The sequence below is a fragment of the Lentzea sp. JNUCC 0626 genome, assembly GCF_043632865.1.
Taxonomy (GTDB): domain Bacteria; phylum Actinomycetota; class Actinomycetes; order Mycobacteriales; family Pseudonocardiaceae; genus Lentzea.
Window position 1 is genome coordinate 9381937 of the sequence record NZ_CP171635.1, and the last position, 15375, is coordinate 9397311.

Here is a 15375-nt window from a genome sequence, read left to right on the forward strand (position 1 = left end):
AGGTCCGCGGGCTCCCAACGGCCCGCGGACCTGAAGGGGGATGGACGTGAAGGTGATGAGCACGGCCCTGCTCGTGCTGAGCATGACCAGCCCGGCAGTCGCGAGCACGAACGACCCGGTGGCCGTGCAGGCCACCAGCCCGGCGTCGTCGGTGGCCAAGTCGGTGCAGGTCAGCTGCCCTGCGGGTACGAAGGTCGTCGGCACGGGCGGCGCGGTCACGGGCGAACGCACCACGATCACGCGCCTCAGGCCCGCCGACGACCTCACGAGCGTCGAGGTCACCGCGGTCGAGCACGGCGCGGGCACGAACCAGCAGTGGACGGTGACGGCACGGGCGACCTGCGCGCCCGGCGACTTCACGCTGGTGTCCAAGAGCGGCGACAAGAACGCCGAGGCGGTCTGCTCCGGCAACAAGAAAACCCTTGGCGTCGCAGGCGAGACCACCGGCCACTTCACCAAGATGGCGCCCAAGAACAACCTCAAGAGCGCCCTCGTCGAGTCGACGGGCGATGTCACGGCCTACGCGATCTGCGGCACCAGGCCGGGTCTCACGCTCCGAGGCGGCACCACGAGCGTCGTCATCACCAAGACGGCGGCGAAGTCCGTTGCGTGCCAGGGCGCCGAGCAGGTGATCAGCGCCGGCGGTGCGGTCGGTGGCGCGATCATCGAGGACGTCACGACGAACGGGCCCGGCGCGACCGTCACCGGCGAGGGGACGGACGCGCAGGGCCAGGCGATCCGCTGGTCGATCACGCCCTACGTCGTGTGCTCTCCCTGAGCACACCGGGGAACGGGCGCGGGTCGACCTCGATCTCCCGCATCCGCGTGACGTAGGTCTGGTAGCTCCTCCGAGCCTCGCCGTGACTCCCTGCCGCGGCGAGGACGCGCACCAGCATCAGGTGCGCCGGCTCGTCGTACGGGTCGCGTTCGAGCACGCGCAGGCAGTACCTGCCGGCCAGCGCGTGTTCCCCACCCGACTCGGCCCGTGCGGCGAGCACCGCCACCACCTGCAGGTAGATCAGCCGGGCCTCCTCGCGCAGCCGCGCCGCCCAGTCCTCGTAGGGACCTTCTTCCAGGAAGTCCCCGTGGTACGCGGATTCCGCGGCCGCCAGCAACGACCGCGCCTCCGACGACGCACGAGCCGCCGCAGCGAGTCCGGCCCGTGCGTCGGCCAGGAACAGCACGACGTCGACGGGCAGCACGTCCGGGTCGAGCCGGATCGCGTCGCCCTCGGCCACGATCCCCGCCCCGGCCCTCAGCACGCTCCGCGCCGTCGACAACGCCACCGCCAGCCGGTTCGCGACCTTCTCCGGTTCCTCGTCCGGCCACAGCAGGTTTCCCAGCGCCTCCCGGGTGATCGGCCGCCCGCGCCGGGCGATGAGGATCTTCACCAGGTCGCGGGCCTTGCGCGACTGCCACGCGGCGGGCGGCAGCGGTTCGCCGTCACGCAGCACCCGGAATCCGCCCAGCGTCTGGACGAACAACGCGGGCCTGCTCGCCTTGCGGCACGTCTCGGCCACCGCCGCCGCGGCCTCCGCGAGCACCCGCGCGCCCAGGTCCGCAGCCTGCCGACGGGCCTCCAACGCCAGGTGTTCTCCTGCCGCACCACCGATCAGCGCGGCCTGGGCCGTCAGCACGCCGACCTCGCCCAGCGGATTGCCGATCTCCCGCCACAACGTCAGCGCCTGGTCCAGCAGCACGGGATCGCGTTCGAGTTCGCCGCGCAGCCGCAACGACCGCGCGAACCCCGCCCGGTCACCGCGCCGGGTCGCGATCTCCGCCGCCTCCTGGCACAGGTCCTTCGCCTCGTCGAGCCGTGCCAGCACCAGCAACGCCGCCACGCTCTCGCCCAGTTCCAACGCCGTGCGGGCGTGCGCACGAGCGGCGTCGGGATCGTCCGACGCGTTCAACTCGGCCAGCCCGACGTGCGCCAGCACCAGGTGCGGCACGGTGTTCTTGGCCGACGCGAGCCGCAACGCCTCCTGCAACGCGAACCCCGCCAGCGCCCGGTCCCCGCGCAACCGGTGCACCTCGCCGAGGTAGACGAGCGGTGCCGCCGCCAGCCAACTCCCGGCAGCGTCGAAGACCTTTTGCGCCGCATGGAAATCCGCCGCCGCCTCGTCCAGCCGTCCCAGTCCGAGCAACGCCTCGCCGCGGTTGTGCAGCCCGATCGCCCGGTAGGTGGCGAACCCGGTGACGTCCGCGAGCGGCAGCATCTCCTCGATCTCCCGCAACGCCGCGAGGTGCTCGCCCGCCTCGGCGTGGTGCGACGCGCGGTTCGACCGGACGCGGATCACGCCGAGCACGTCACCGGCCTTCTGCGCGTGGTCCAGCGCCAGGTCGTAGTGCTCGGTCAACGTGTCGCGCTTGCCTTGTGCCGCAGCGACCATCGCGAGCACGGTGTGCGCGGTGCCCATCCCGGCGTCGGTCGTCGCCGTCTCCAGCGCCGCAGAAGCCTTGGCGGCAGCGGACTCCAGATCTCCCAGCGCCCAGTGCGCGCTCGCGGCCGTGCTCAGCACCATCGACTCCGCCGCCGGATCCGACCCGTCCGGCACGTACTCGTCGCAGATCCGCAGCGCGTCCTGGGGCCCGCCGCGCAGGTGCTGGATCCACGCCATCCGCCAGGCCAGTTCGGCGGTGAGACCGTCGGACGTGGCGCGGGTGAACCGATCGGCGGCCGGCAGCCATTCGCCGCGCAACTGGTGTGCCACGCCTTCGAGCTGCCACACTTCCGCGGTGCGTTCGGATTCCGGCACCAGAGCGGTGGCGGCCAGCACGGCGTCCGCGCCACGGGTCCGCAGCACGTCCCCGAGCAACGCCGTGACGCCCGGCCAGTCCTCAAGGGCGGCAAGGGAATCCACCGCGCGCACGTACTCGCCCCGCGACACGAACCAGCGAGCGGCGTCCGCGTGCACACCGGCAGCGGGTTCCAGGAACTCACGCGCCAGCGGCACGAGCGCGAACCACCCCGGTTCCGCCCGGACGTGCTCGACGAACAACCCGCGCCGCGCGAGGTCGGGCAGGATCACCGACGCCCGGTCGTGCCCCAGGCACGTCAGCAGGTCGATCGTGAACCGGTCGAACGCGGCCGCCGTCCGCAGCAACTCCCGAGTGGGCTGCGGTTCCCGTCCCACCACCTCGTCCACCAGATCGCCGAGCTCCTCGACCGTTCCGGTCTCCGCGACCAGCCGCACCGCGATCGGCCACCCGCCGGTCACGTCCTGCACGTCGTGCCCGGCGACCACCACCGTCTCCTCCACCGTGAACGCCAGCTGTGCCGCGGTGATCTCCGTCAGCTCCCCGTCGACCTTGAGGCGCCGCAACGAGAACGGCGCGGGCGCCCGCCCGGACAGCACGAGGCGCGCACCCGGCGGCAACTGGAGGCAGAGCGCCTCCACCAGCTGCGCGGCCGAATCTCCTTGTCGCAACACGTGAACGTCGTCGAGCACGACCAGCACGTCCGAAGGCCAGGCGTCGGTCAGCAACGCCGCGAGGGCGTGCGCGCGCCCGGCGTCGTCCTCGCCGGACACCGACGGCACCCTCGCCCAGCCCGCCGCGAGCGCGGCGGCCATCGGTTGCAGCAGGCGATGGCCTTCCTGGCAGGTGTGCCACACCACCGGCCGATCGGTGTGCGACTGCGTCAGCAGAGTCGTTTTGCCGTATCCGGCGGGGGCGACGAGCGTCGTGAGCCTCGTCGCGCAGAGCAGCCCCTCGAGCCGGGGCCGCCGGATCACCGTTGTCCTCCCACGACCCAAGATCGTCGCTGGTGGGGCAACGTTACGGGTCGATTCGGGCAGATATGGACAGGTTGGCAGTGACTGCCAGGTTGGCGTACGGTGTCAGCATGGGAGTTGACTTCGGGAAGCAGACGGTGCTGGTCACCGGGGCGAGTTCAGGCATCGGCGCGGAATTCGCGCGGCGGCTGGCGGCACGGGGATCGAGCCTGGTGCTGGTGGCGCGCCGCAAGGACAGACTGGAGGAACTGGCCGCCGAACTGCGCGCGAAGCACGGCGTCACCGTGCACGTCGTGGCGGCGGACCTGGCGCAACCGGGCGTCGGCGCACGCCTGGCGGACGAGGTCGCGGAGTTCGGCGTCACGAGCCTCGTCAACAACGCCGGATTCGCGAACTTCGGGGCGTTCCACGAGGAGGACCCGGAGCGGCTGCGGCAGGAGGTCGCGGTCGACGTCAACGCGGTCGTCGAGATCAGCCGGGCGTTCATCGAACCGTTGCGCGCCAACGGTCACGGCTTCCTGATCAACGTGGCGAGCATGGCCGCGTACCAGGCGACGCCGTGGTCGTCGGTCTACGGCGCCACGAAGGCGTTCGTGGTGAGCTTCACCGAGGGGCTGTGGGTCGAGTCCCAGGGCACGGGTCTGCGCGTGATGGCGCTCTCACCCGGCGCCACGCGCACCGAGTTCGCCGAGGTCTCCGGCATCGAGGAGATGATGGACGGGCTGCGGATGCAGACCGCGGACGAGGTCGTCACGACGGCGATGCGCGCCCTGGACCGCCGGGTCACGCCCGTCGGCGTCATCTCGGGCCGGATGAACCGCGTGCTGGCGTTCGCCGGACGGCACTTCGCCTCGCGCGCGATGGGCGCGAGGGTCATCGGGCGGATGGCGCGGCAGAGCTAGTGCCGCGCCGGCGGCACTAGAGTGGGTTCATGGAGAAGTCGGCGTCGCTGTGGGAGCGGTCGCGTCAGGCCGCGGTCGCCGAGATCGTCGAGACGGCGCTGGCGCTGTTCGAGGAGCAGGGCTACGAGGCGACGACCATGGCCCAGGTCGCGAGCAAGGCCGGGGTGTCGCAGCGGTCGCTGTTCCGCTACTTCGGCACCAAGGAGGACCTGGTCTGCAGCGACCAGGACGCGCTGGGCGACCTGCTGGTCAGCACGGTCGCGGCGCAACCGGCCGAACTGTCCGCCTGGGACGCTCTGCGGGCGGGGTTCACCACGATGCTCACCGCCTCGAACCACACCCCGCAGCGCGTGCTGGAGATCTCCGGGCTGATCTTCGCGAACCCGCCGCTGCGCTCCCGCTACTTCGAGAAGCGGCTGCGCTGGCAGCACGCGCTGGTGCCCGTGATCGAGCAGCGGATGGGCATCGAGTCCGGTGACATCCCGGACGCCCGTGCGATGGGCGTCATCGCCACGGTGTTCGCGTGCGTGGACGCCGCGACGGAACTGTGGGTCCTGCACGGCGGCAAGGCCGACGCGTTCGAACTGTACGAACAGGCGCTTGCCGCCGTGCGCGGTTAGACCTTCACCTCGGACTTCTTGCGGCGCAACCGAAGCACGACCGTCACCGCCAGCAGCACGACCAGGATGCCGTACGCCACCGCCGCGAACGGACTGGTGACGAGAGCACTCAGATCACCCTCGCTGATCTGCAACGTGCGCCGGACCTGCTCCTCCGCCATCGGCCCGAGGATCAGGCCGACGACCAGCGGTGCGACCGGATACCCGTGCCGCCGCATGAAGAAGCCGATCACGCCGATCACCAGCAGCACGATCAGGTCGTCCGTCACGAAGTTCACCGCGTAGGTGCCCAGCGCGGCGAACAGCAGGATGCCCGCGTACAGGTACGGCCGCGGGATCTGCAGCACCTTCACCCAGATCTTCACCAGCGGCAGGTTCAGCACGAGCAGCATCACGTTGCCGATGTACAGCGACGCGATCAACGCCCACACCATCGGGCCGTTGTTGGTGAACAGCAACGGACCCGGCTGGATGCCGTAGCTCTGGAACGCCGCCACGATCACGGCCGCCGTCGCGGTGGTCGGCAGACCCAAAGTCAGCAACGGCACCAGAACGCCCGCCGCGGCCGCGTTGTTCGCCGCCTCCGGGCCCGCGACGCCCTCGATCGCGCCCTTGCCGAACTCCTCGGGCCGCTTCGAGAGCTTCTTCTCCGCCGCGTACGACAGGAACGTCGACACGTCCGCGCCACCGGCCGGCACCGTGCCGATCGGGAACCCGATGAACGTGCCGCGCAGCCAAGGCTTCCACGAGCGCTTCCAGAACTCGCCCGTCATCCACTTGCCGCCGATCGGCACGACCTCGATGGGCCCGTGCCGCAGCCGCGACGCCACGTACAGCGCCTCGCCGACCGCGAACACGCCGACCGCCACGACGACCACGTCGATGCCGTCGGCCATGGTCGTGATGCCGAGCGTGAAGCGTTGCTGCCCGCTCAGCGTGTCGGTGCCGATCAGGCCGATGAACAGGCCGAGCCCCAACGACGCCAGGCCGCGCACGGGGGAGGACCCGAGCAGTGCCGCGACCGTCGTGAACGCTACGACCATCAGCGCCACGTAGTCCGCCGGGCCGAGCTGCACCGCGACGTCCGCGATGGTCGGCGCCAGCAACGTCAGCAGCACCGTGGCGATCGTGCCCGCCACGAACGAGCCGATGGCCGCCGTCGCGAGCGCGGCCGCACCGCGCCCGGCCTTCGCCATCTTGTTGCCCTCTAAGGCGGTCACGATGGACGCGGACTCGCCCGGGGTGTTCAACAGGATCGACGTCGTCGAACCGCCGTACATGCCGCCGTAGTAGATGCCCGCGAAGATGATCAGCGCGGCCGTCGGGTCGAGCGTGTACGTGAGCGGCAGCAGCAACGCCACCGTCATCGCCGGGCCGATGCCCGGCAGCACGCCGACCGCCGTGCCGAGCGTGACGCCCAGCAACGCGTACAGCAGGTACTCGGGCTGGGCGGCGGTCGCGAAGCCCTCCATGAGCATGGTGATGCTATCCATCGAGGAACGGCACCCCTTCGAAGATCCCGGCGGGCAGCGAGAGGCCCAGGCCGTACGCGAACACGACCTGCACGACCAGCGCGAGCACGATCGCGATCGGCAGCGCCCGCCACCAGGTCGCGCCCAGCGTCCAGGCCGCGCCGAAGAACAGCAGCGCCGCCGCGACCGGCCAGCCGACGAGGTCGATCAGCACCAGGTGCGCGATCAGCACGGCGACGAGCTTGCCGACGGTGATCCAGTCGGTGCGGACGTTCTCGTCGACGTCCTCACCCTCCTCGGCCTCGCCGAGCTTGCCGCGGGCGGTCGCGACGATCGCCACGATGCCCGTCACGATGAGCAGAACTCCCACGGCGTAAGGAAAAGCGCGTGGTCCAACGACGTTGTCGTCGCGCGCGGCGATCGTGGTCGCGTCGACCAGGGTGAAGACCCCGATCGCCGCGACCAGACCGCCGAACGCGAACTCCTCGATTTTTGCCGAGATCACTTCACGAGCCCGATGTCCTGCAGTGCGGGCTTCACGCGGCCGATCTCCTTGGCCATGAACGTGGAGAACTCGCTGCCGGTCAGGAACGTGTCCGTCCAGCCCTTCTTGGACAGCTCGTCCTTCCACTGCTGGCTCGCGTGCATGTCCGTGACGAGCTTGGTGAGCCGGGTCTTGGCCTCCGCCGAGATCGACGCGGGCGCGACGACGCCGCGCCAGTTGATGAGCTCGACGCCGAGGTCGCCGAACGTGGGCACGTTCAGGTCGGGCACCGGGTTCGGGCCGGACGTGCCGAGCGCGCGCAGCTTGCCCGCCTTGATCTGCTCCTTGTACTCGCCGACACCGGAGATGCCCGCGTCGACCTTCTTGCCCAGCAACGCCGCCAGCGACTCGCCACCGCCGGAGTACGGCACGTAGTTCAGCTTGTCCGGCGCGATGTTCTTCGCCTTCAACAGCATCCCGGCGAGGATGTGGTCGGTACCGCCCGCGGAACCGCCGGTGATCGAGACGCCCTTGCCCTTCTCGGCGACGGCGGCGAGCAGGTCGTCGATCGTCTTGTGCGGCGAGTCCGCCGGCACCACGACGACCTCGTCCTCGGCCGTCAGCCGGGCGATCGGGGTGGTCTCCTCCAGCCGGGCCGCCGACGCGTTGGTCTCCACCGCGCCGACCATCACCAGGCCGGTGATCATCAGGTACGAGTCGGAGCGCTCGTTCAGCAGCTTCTGCAGGCCGACCGTGCCGCCCGCGCCACCGACGTTGGTGACCTGCACCGAGTTGGCGAGCTTGGCTCCCTGCACCGCCGACTGCATCGACCGCGCGGTCTGGTCCCAACCGCCACCGGGGTCGGCGGGCGCCATGATCTCCAGCTTCGCGATGGAGTCACCGCCGCTCGCACTCTTCGCCCCCTGACCGCATCCCGCGAGCACCAGCCCGGCGGCGGCGACCGCCACCGCCCGTCTCCATGCCGTGGTCATTCGAGCACTCCTCGCCTCGTCGCGAACGTTGGGCGGGGACGCTAGGTAACTGCTGGGCGCCTCGTAAGGGTTAGGTCGTAAGTTCCGTATTGGTCGTTTAGTTCGTGACCTGTTTCACACCGGATGCGTCATGATTCCATTCATGTTCCGCCGGTCTGTGTCGTTTGGAGCGTTGCTGCTCGCGTTGCAGGTGGTCATCGTGCTGATGACCGTCTGCGCGGCCGGGCTGCTCGCCGCCAAACTGCAGAGCGACCGGATCCGCGACTCCTACAAGGACCGGATGCTGTCGGTCGCGGAGAGCGTGGCGCGGCTACCGACGGTGATCGAGGCGTTCGACTCGGTTGACCCGCCCGCGACGATCCAGCCGCTCGCCGAGCTGATCCGCAAGGCGTCCAACGTGACGTACGTGGTGGTCACCGACCACAACGGCGTCCGCTACGCGCACCCCGACCCGAAGCGCATCGGCGAGCGCGTGTCGACCGACCCGACGTCGGCGTTGTCCGGCGAGGTCTTCGTCGGCACCGAGACCGGCACGCTCGGCACGTCGTTGCGCGCCAAGGTGCCGGTGCGCAACGCCGACGGGAAGATCATCGGGATGGCGTCGGTCGGCATCCTGGAGAGCCAGCTCTCCGACGACCTCGCGGAGGACCTGCCGGAGCTGATCGGCTGGCTCGCCGCGGCCGCGCTGATCGGGGTGCTCGGGGCCGCGTTGATCACGCAGCTGGTGCGGCGCAGGACGTTCCGGCTCGAACCCGCCGAGATCGCGCAGCTGCTGGAGACCAGGGACGCGATGCTGCACGGCATCCGCGAGGGCGTGGTCGCCGTGGACGAGAAGGAACGCCTGGCGCTGGTCAACGACGAGGCGATGCGGCTGCTGGACCTCGCGGAGAACCCTCGCGGACGGCTCGCGGCGGAGGTCCTCGACGACGGACTGCTCGCGCTGGCCCGCGGTGACGACGACGTCGCGGACCGGCTCGTCCTCGCCGGGGAACGGGTGCTGGTCGCGAACCGGATGACGGCCAAGACGCACGACCGCGCGGTCGGTGTGGTGCTGACGTTGCGCGACCGCACCGAGTTGCACGATGCGTTGCGCGAGTTGGACGGCCAACGGACCGTGACGGAAGTGCTGCGCGCGCAGGCCCACGAGTTCTCGAACCACCTGCACGTCATCGGCGGTCTGCTGGACCTGGACCGCGGCGCGGACGCCGTCGCCTACATCGAACGGGTCGGCGGCGCGGGGTCCGTCACCGCCGACATCATCGACGGGGCGAACGCGGATCCTGCGCTCGCGGCCCTGTTGCTGGCAAAATCCTCCACCGCGCACGAACGCGGTGTGGAGCTCCGGCTCGATCCCGAGAGCTCCGTCGACATTCGTGCAGGTGACGACGCGTTGACCGTGCTGGGAAACCTGGTCGACAACGCGGTCGACGCCGTGGAGACCGGCGGAACCGTGCGGGTGCTGGTGCGCTCGTCGGTGAGCGGAGTGCGGGTGGTCGTGGACGACGACGGACCGGGCGTGGCCGAATCGCAACGCGGCCGCATCTTCGACCTGGGCGTGTCGTCGAAGGACGTCCAGGGCGCGCATGGCAGAGGTATAGGTCTTGCTTTGGTGTCGAGGGTGGTGACCCGGCGCAGCGGCCGGGTGGCGATCACCGACTCGGAACTCGGCGGCGCGTCGTTCGACGTGTGGCTGCCGGAAACGGGGAACCGATGAGCGTGCGGACGCTCGTGGTCGACGACGACTTCGCCGTGGCGGCGATCCACCGCGGGTTCCTGGAGGCGATGCCTGAGTTCGAGGTGGTCGGCGAGGCGCACCGGGGCGGCGAGGCGTTGCGCGCCGTCGAGTCGTTGCGCCCGGACCTGGTGCTGCTCGACATCCACCTGCCGGACATGTCCGGCCTGGAGGTGTTGTCACGGCTGCGAGCGCGGGGCGGGCCGCCGGTCGACGTGATCGCGGTGACGGCCGCGCGCGAACGGGAGACGGTGCGCCAGGCCATGTCCCGGGGCGTCGACAACTACCTGGTGAAGCCGTTCACGCGCACGGCGTTCCTGGACCGGATGCGCGAGTACCTGGCGCAGCGGATCGAGGTGCAGCGGCTCGGGCAGGTGCTCGACCAGGACGAGGTCGACTCGTTGATGCACCACCGGCCGCGGACGCTGGCGATGCCCAAGGGGTTGTCCGCCGTGACGTTGCGGCTCGTGACGGAGGCGTTGCGGGACAGCGAGAACGACCTGTCGGCCCAGGAGGTGGGGGACCGGGCGGGGCTGTCCCGCGTGAGCGCGCGGCGGTACCTGGAGCACCTGGTGACGATCGGCAAGGCGGAGGTGCAGCCGCGCTACGGCATGGCGAACCGCCCCGCGCACGGTTACCGGCTGACCTGAGCGTCCCAGTCGATGCGGTAGTTCTGGTCCTTCGTGAACGCCTTGGCGCCGAAGGCCTTCATCACCAGGGGCATCAGCAGACGGGTGACGGGACCGATGCCGCGCTTGTTGCTGTTGGTGCGGGCCGCACGGGCCGCGATGCGTTCCACGCGAGGGCGCCGCAACCGTTCGTACGTCGCGAAAGCCTGAGTCAGGTCGGGGATGTCACGCAGGCACCGGGCCAGCTGCACGGCCGATTCGGCGGCGAGGGACGCACCCTGGCCGGAGCTGGCGCTCGGCGCGTGGGCGGAGTCGCCGACCAGCACCATGCGGCCGCGGTGCCAGCGAGGCACACTCGGCATGATCTCCAACGGGCCTGCGGCGACCACCTCGTGGCTGTGGGCCAGGAGTTGCTTCGCGGGCATGTCGTCGCCGTAGGCCTCGCGCAGGCGTTCCAGCCACACGTCCCCCGGAGCCGTGGCCGCCGGTTCGGGGACCGCCAGGTTGTTGAACCACGCGACGGTGCCGTCCGGTTGTTGCCAGTAGCCGAGGAACGAACTGCCGAACACGAAGTACATCGTCTCGGGCTCGCCGTGCACGCCGCTGTTCTCCGCGTACGAGCCGAATCCCAGCAGGCCGACGTACTCGGGGCCGGGAGCGCCGGGGTCGATGATCTCGCGGACCCGCGAGCGGATGCCGTCGGCGCCGATCAGCACGTCGCCCGACTCGGTGCTGCCGTCCGAGAACGTCGCGGTGACACCGTTCTCGTGGTGCTCCACGTCTTCGAGGCGCTTGCCGTACTCGACCTTGATCTGTTGTGCCGCCGTCCGCTCGCGCAGTCGCTGGTACAGCTCGGCCCGCGTGACGACCCTGCTGACGCCGCCGCTGATGCGGCCGAGCGTTCTGCCCTGCGCGTCGGCCATCACCATGTGTCGCAGCGGATCGCCGAAGTCCGGGCTCAGCCCCGCGATCCCGAGCGCCGCCAGGCCGTTCGGTGCCACGGTGAGCATGCCGCCCACGCCGTCCGCGGTGGTGTCGTAGGCCTCGAACACGACCGACTCGATGCCGGCCTTCTGGAGCGCCAACGCTGTCGTGGGTCCGGCGATGCCGCCCCCGATGACCAACGCCTTCATCTTTCCCTCCCGAAGATCTCCTGCCATGAGTGCTGGTACTCGGCTTTCGCCAGTTCCCCCGTGAGCTTCTCGACCAGCCGGAGTTCGGCCTCCACCAACGACATCCGGTACTCCTCCTCGACGAGGAAGATCCACTGGACGCCCTCGCCGGTGGCCTTCGCGACCATCGCGCGCGTCTCGTCGAGGTCCTTCCGCAGTGCTTCGGCGCGGGTGTTCAGCAGGCCCACGGCTTCCGTCGGGTCGAGCACGGCGATGAGCGACAGCGCGACGCCGAACTGCGGGTACTCGTGGGCCGGGTCGCGGACGAGTTCGCGCATCCAGTCGTGCAGCTCCGTGTGTCCGTCGTCGGTCAACGCGTAGATGGTGCGCTCAGGCCGTTGGGTGTCCTTGACGGTCTCCTGCTCGGCGATGAAGCCGGCCTTCAGCAGTTGCTCGACGACCATGTAGAGCGAGCCGCGGTTGAACTTGATGTTGCGGTCCTTGCCCGTGTCCTTGAGCTGTTTGCCCAGCTCGTAGGGGTGCATAGGACCCATCACGAGATGGGCCAGCACCGCCAGCGCCAACGGGTTCGACACCTTGCGCCGCATCCTGCTCCTCCTTGGTCGGTACCAACTATCCGACTCTAACTAGTCAGAGTCAACTATTTAGTCATTGGTCTAAACCTCGTATTGACCGGTCCGTTTCCCGGTTCCAGACTGGGTGTGGGACGCCTCCCTGCAAGGAGGTTCGGCATGCGCCTCTCCAGAAAGCTCCTCTCCCTGTTCGCGGCCCTGGTGACTCTCGCCGGTCTCGTCGTGGTCGCGCTCGTCGCCCCCGTGCCGTCGCAGGCCGCCGGGCACGAGGACTGCCGCCCGGACGGCCTGTACCGCACGCCCGGCGTCGACACCCCGTACTGCACCGTCTACGACACCGCCGGCCGTGAGTTGATGGGCTCGCACTCCCGGCGGGTGATCGGGTACTTCACCAGTTGGCGCACGGGCCGCAACGGCGCGCCCGCGTACCTGGCGAGCAACATCCCGTGGACCAAGATCACGCACATCAACTACGCGTTCGCGGGGATCGGCACGGACAACCGGATCACCGTCGGACCGGCGGGTGCCGCCAACGCCTCCACCGGCATGGAGTGGCCGGGCGTTCCGGGTGCGGAGATGGACCCTTCGTTGCCCTACAAGGGACATTTCAACCTGCTGACCAAGTACAAGAAGCAGCACCCCGCCGTGAAGACGCTGATCTCGATCGGGGGCTGGGCGGAGTCGGGCGGGATCCTGAACCCGGACGGCACGCGCAACGCCACCGGTGGGTTCTACAAGCTGGCGCAGTCGCAGGCGTCGATCAACACGTTCGCCGACTCGGTAGTGGCCTTCTTGCGCACCTACGGTTTCAACGGCGCGGACATCGACTACGAGTACGCGACGTCCAACAACCACGCGGGGAACCCCGACGACTTCTGGATCTCCAACCCCAACCGCGGCACGTTGTGGGCGGGCTACGAGAACCTGATGCGGACGTTGCGCGACAAGCTCGACCGCGCGGGCGTGGCGGATGGCAAGCACTACCTGCTGACCGCGGCGGTGCCGGCGTCCGGCTGGTTGTTGCGCGGCCAGGAGACCTACGGCGTCACGCGCTACCTCGACTACCTCAACATCATGAGCTACGACCTGCACGGCGCGTGGAACCACTTCGTCGGCCCGAACGCTGCGCTGTACGACAACGGGCAGGACGCGGAACTCGCGCACTGGCAGGTGTACACGACACCGCAGTACGACGGGCAGGGCTATCTCAACACCGACTGGGCGTACCACTACTTCCGGGGCGCGATGCAGGCCGGGCGGATCAACATCGGCGTCGGCTTCTACACCCGCGGCTGGAGAGGCGTGACCGGTGGTACCAACGGGTTGTGGGGTCGCGCGGCCTTGCCGAACCAGGCGCAGTGTCCACCCGGCACCGGAGGCACCGTCGGGTCGACCGTCCCCTGCGGCAACGGCGCGGTCGGCATCGACAACCTGTGGCACGACGAGCTGAACGGCATGGAGGTGCCGTCGGGCGTGAACCCCATGTGGCACGCCATGAACCTGCAGAACGGCATCACGCCGGACTACCTGACTCAGTACGGCCTGGACCCCGTTGGCGATCCCGACGACCGGCTCACCGGCACCTACGCCCGCAACTACAACAGCACGATGGTGACGCCGTGGCTGTGGAACAGCACCAAGGGCGTGTTCCTGTCCACAGAGGACGACGTGTCGATCGCGGCGAAGACGAGCTACGTGTCGTCCAAGGGCCTGGGCGGCATCATGATCTGGGAGCTGGCGGGCGATTACGCCTACGACAGCGCCAAGTCCCAGTACTACATCGGCGACACGCTGATCTCGAAGATCGACGAAGGCCTGCGCGGCGCGGCACCGTACGGTGCGTCGAAGGCGGGCCGAGCGATGCCGTCGTCCGTGCTGAACGTGGCCGTGTCCGTGTCGGGGTTCGCGCTGGGTGACGCCAACTACCCGATCAACCCGACCATGCGGATCACCAACAACTCCACCACGGCGATCCCCGGCGGCACCCGCGTCGAGTTCGACTACGGCACGAGCGCGCCGGGCAGCATGACCGACCAGTCGGGCTTTGGTCTCGCGGTGACCTCGCGCGGGCACAGCGGTCCGAACTCCGGCGGTCTGCGCGGCGACTTCCAGCACGTCACCGTGACGTTGCCGAGCTGGCAGACCATCGCGCCCGGCGCCTCAGCCGACATCCGCCTGAACTACTACATGCCGATCGCGACGCCGTCGAACTTCACGTTCACCTTCGGCGGCACCAGCTACGCCATCGCCGCCGACCTGCCACGCGGCTCCGGCACCCCGCCGACGTCGACCACCACCACTTCTTCGACAACCACAACCACAACCACGACGACGACCACGAACCCAGGTGGTTCCTGGGTCCCGTACACGTCCTACGCGACCGGGGCGCAGGTGACGTACAACGGCGCGACCTACCGTTGCCGTCAGGGCCACACCTCGTTGCCAGGCTGGGAACCGCCGAACGTCCCCGCGCTCTGGGAACGCGTCTAGTCCTCGCGGGAACCTTCACAAGCGGGCGTCTCTCCGCTTGTGAAGGTTCCGGCGCAAGATCCACCAGCTGTGGCAGCATCGATCACATGAGAACTGGGGGCAGTATTCTCGCCGTAGCCGCTGTGCTCGCCGGAATGGCAGCAGGCGCACCATCTTCGTCCGCAACCCAACCGTGCGACTCCGGCCTGCGGTTCACCACGAGCGGTACCGGCGCGGCCATGGGCCTGCGCCTGATGGCGGTCGAGGTGACCAACTGCGGTACAGAGTCGTTGCAGCTCAACGGTTATCCGCAGGTGAAGGTGCTCGACGCCGGGCGGGAGCAGTTGGACATCGCGATTCTCGACGGCTCCGGCGGCATCGCCACGATCGACGGTTTCGACACCCCGCCGCAGCCGATCACGGTGCCACCGGGGGAAAGTGCGAAGAGTGCGTTCGTGTGGCGGAACACGCACGCGTCGGAAGGTCCGCCGCTGGTGGGAAAGCACGTCGACATCGCGACCGCACCGGGTGACGCCTGGCAACCGCTGGTGGCCACGTCCCCGGAGAGCACCGTCCTCATCGACCTGGGCACCACCGGCCGCCTGGGCGTCCAGGCCTGGCACCGCTGACCCTCGT

The 15375-nt window shown here is 69.5% G+C and carries 13 protein-coding genes; 7 read left to right on the top strand and 6 right to left on the bottom strand.

Annotated features, from left to right (window positions below; translation table 11 throughout):
- Positions 1–55 precede the first annotated feature (55 nt).
- A complete protein-coding gene (locus JNUCC0626_RS44085; protein ID WP_394616553.1) occupies positions 56–778 on the top strand; it encodes a hypothetical protein in 723 nt (240 codons plus the stop codon).
- Here JNUCC0626_RS44085 and JNUCC0626_RS44090 read toward each other — a convergent pair.
- Positions 750–3734 (bottom strand): BTAD domain-containing putative transcriptional regulator, encoded by a 2985-nt coding sequence (locus tag JNUCC0626_RS44090; RefSeq protein ID WP_394616554.1) that lies wholly within the window; start codon positions 3732–3734, stop codon positions 750–752. The two genes, JNUCC0626_RS44085 and JNUCC0626_RS44090, sit on opposite strands and share 29 nt — an antisense overlap.
- A 110-nt stretch (positions 3735–3844) precedes the next feature.
- Between JNUCC0626_RS44090 and JNUCC0626_RS44095 the strand changes: the two genes are divergently transcribed.
- On the top strand, positions 3845–4636 hold the full coding sequence (locus tag JNUCC0626_RS44095) for an SDR family NAD(P)-dependent oxidoreductase (RefSeq protein WP_394616555.1): 792 nt from the start codon (positions 3845–3847) through the stop codon (positions 4634–4636).
- Between the two features lie 29 nt (positions 4637–4665).
- Positions 4666–5256, top strand: a complete 591-nt coding sequence (locus JNUCC0626_RS44100; RefSeq protein WP_394616556.1) for a TetR/AcrR family transcriptional regulator — start codon at positions 4666–4668, stop codon at positions 5254–5256.
- Here the strand turns inward: JNUCC0626_RS44100 and JNUCC0626_RS44105 are convergent.
- Genes JNUCC0626_RS44105 through JNUCC0626_RS44115 form a run of 3 tightly spaced genes read right to left on the bottom strand, consistent with a single transcriptional unit; the run spans position 5253 to position 8204 of the window.
- On the bottom strand, positions 5253–6749 hold the full coding sequence (locus JNUCC0626_RS44105; RefSeq protein ID WP_394616557.1) for a tripartite tricarboxylate transporter permease: 1497 nt from the start codon (positions 6747–6749) through the stop codon (positions 5253–5255). The genes JNUCC0626_RS44100 and JNUCC0626_RS44105 overlap by 4 nt on opposite strands.
- A complete protein-coding gene (locus JNUCC0626_RS44110) occupies positions 6742–7233 on the bottom strand; it encodes a tripartite tricarboxylate transporter TctB family protein (protein ID WP_382439978.1) in 492 nt (163 codons plus the stop codon). The genes JNUCC0626_RS44105 and JNUCC0626_RS44110 overlap by 8 nt, the downstream gene beginning before the upstream one ends.
- Positions 7230–8204: a Bug family tripartite tricarboxylate transporter substrate binding protein gene (locus tag JNUCC0626_RS44115; protein WP_394616558.1), complete on the bottom strand. Its 975-nt coding sequence runs from the start codon at positions 8202–8204 to the stop codon at positions 7230–7232. The genes JNUCC0626_RS44110 and JNUCC0626_RS44115 overlap by 4 nt, the downstream gene beginning before the upstream one ends.
- A gap of 142 nt (positions 8205–8346) precedes the next feature.
- Here JNUCC0626_RS44115 and JNUCC0626_RS44120 point away from each other — a divergent pair, with 142 nt between their 5' ends.
- Positions 8347–9918 (top strand): ATP-binding protein, encoded by a 1572-nt coding sequence (locus JNUCC0626_RS44120; RefSeq protein ID WP_394616559.1) that lies wholly within the window; start codon positions 8347–8349, stop codon positions 9916–9918.
- The gene (locus JNUCC0626_RS44125) at positions 9915–10586 is read left to right on the top strand and encodes a response regulator (RefSeq protein ID WP_394616560.1); all 672 of its coding nucleotides are present in this window, start codon (positions 9915–9917) and stop codon (positions 10584–10586) included. Before JNUCC0626_RS44120 ends, JNUCC0626_RS44125 begins: the two co-directional genes overlap by 4 nt.
- Here JNUCC0626_RS44125 and JNUCC0626_RS44130 read toward each other — a convergent pair.
- Both JNUCC0626_RS44130 and JNUCC0626_RS44135 read right to left on the bottom strand, forming a co-directional pair.
- Positions 10571–11698 (bottom strand): FAD-dependent oxidoreductase, encoded by a 1128-nt coding sequence (locus tag JNUCC0626_RS44130; protein ID WP_394616561.1) that lies wholly within the window; start codon positions 11696–11698, stop codon positions 10571–10573. The genes JNUCC0626_RS44125 and JNUCC0626_RS44130 overlap by 16 nt on opposite strands.
- The gene (locus tag JNUCC0626_RS44135; protein ID WP_394616562.1) at positions 11695–12285 is read right to left on the bottom strand and encodes a PadR family transcriptional regulator; all 591 of its coding nucleotides are present in this window, start codon (positions 12283–12285) and stop codon (positions 11695–11697) included. Before JNUCC0626_RS44135 ends, JNUCC0626_RS44130 begins: the two co-directional genes overlap by 4 nt.
- 144 nt (positions 12286–12429) lie before the next feature.
- On the opposite strand from JNUCC0626_RS44135, the gene JNUCC0626_RS44140 reads away from it, so the two are divergent.
- Positions 12430–14760, top strand: coding sequence for a chitinase C-terminal domain-containing protein (locus tag JNUCC0626_RS44140; protein ID WP_394616563.1), 2331 nt, complete (start codon positions 12430–12432; stop codon positions 14758–14760).
- A 134-nt stretch (positions 14761–14894) separates the two neighbouring features.
- Complete coding sequence (locus tag JNUCC0626_RS44145; protein ID WP_394616564.1) at positions 14895–15368, top strand: DUF4232 domain-containing protein; 474 nt, start codon at positions 14895–14897, stop codon at positions 15366–15368.
- Positions 15369–15375: the final 7 nt, after the last annotated feature.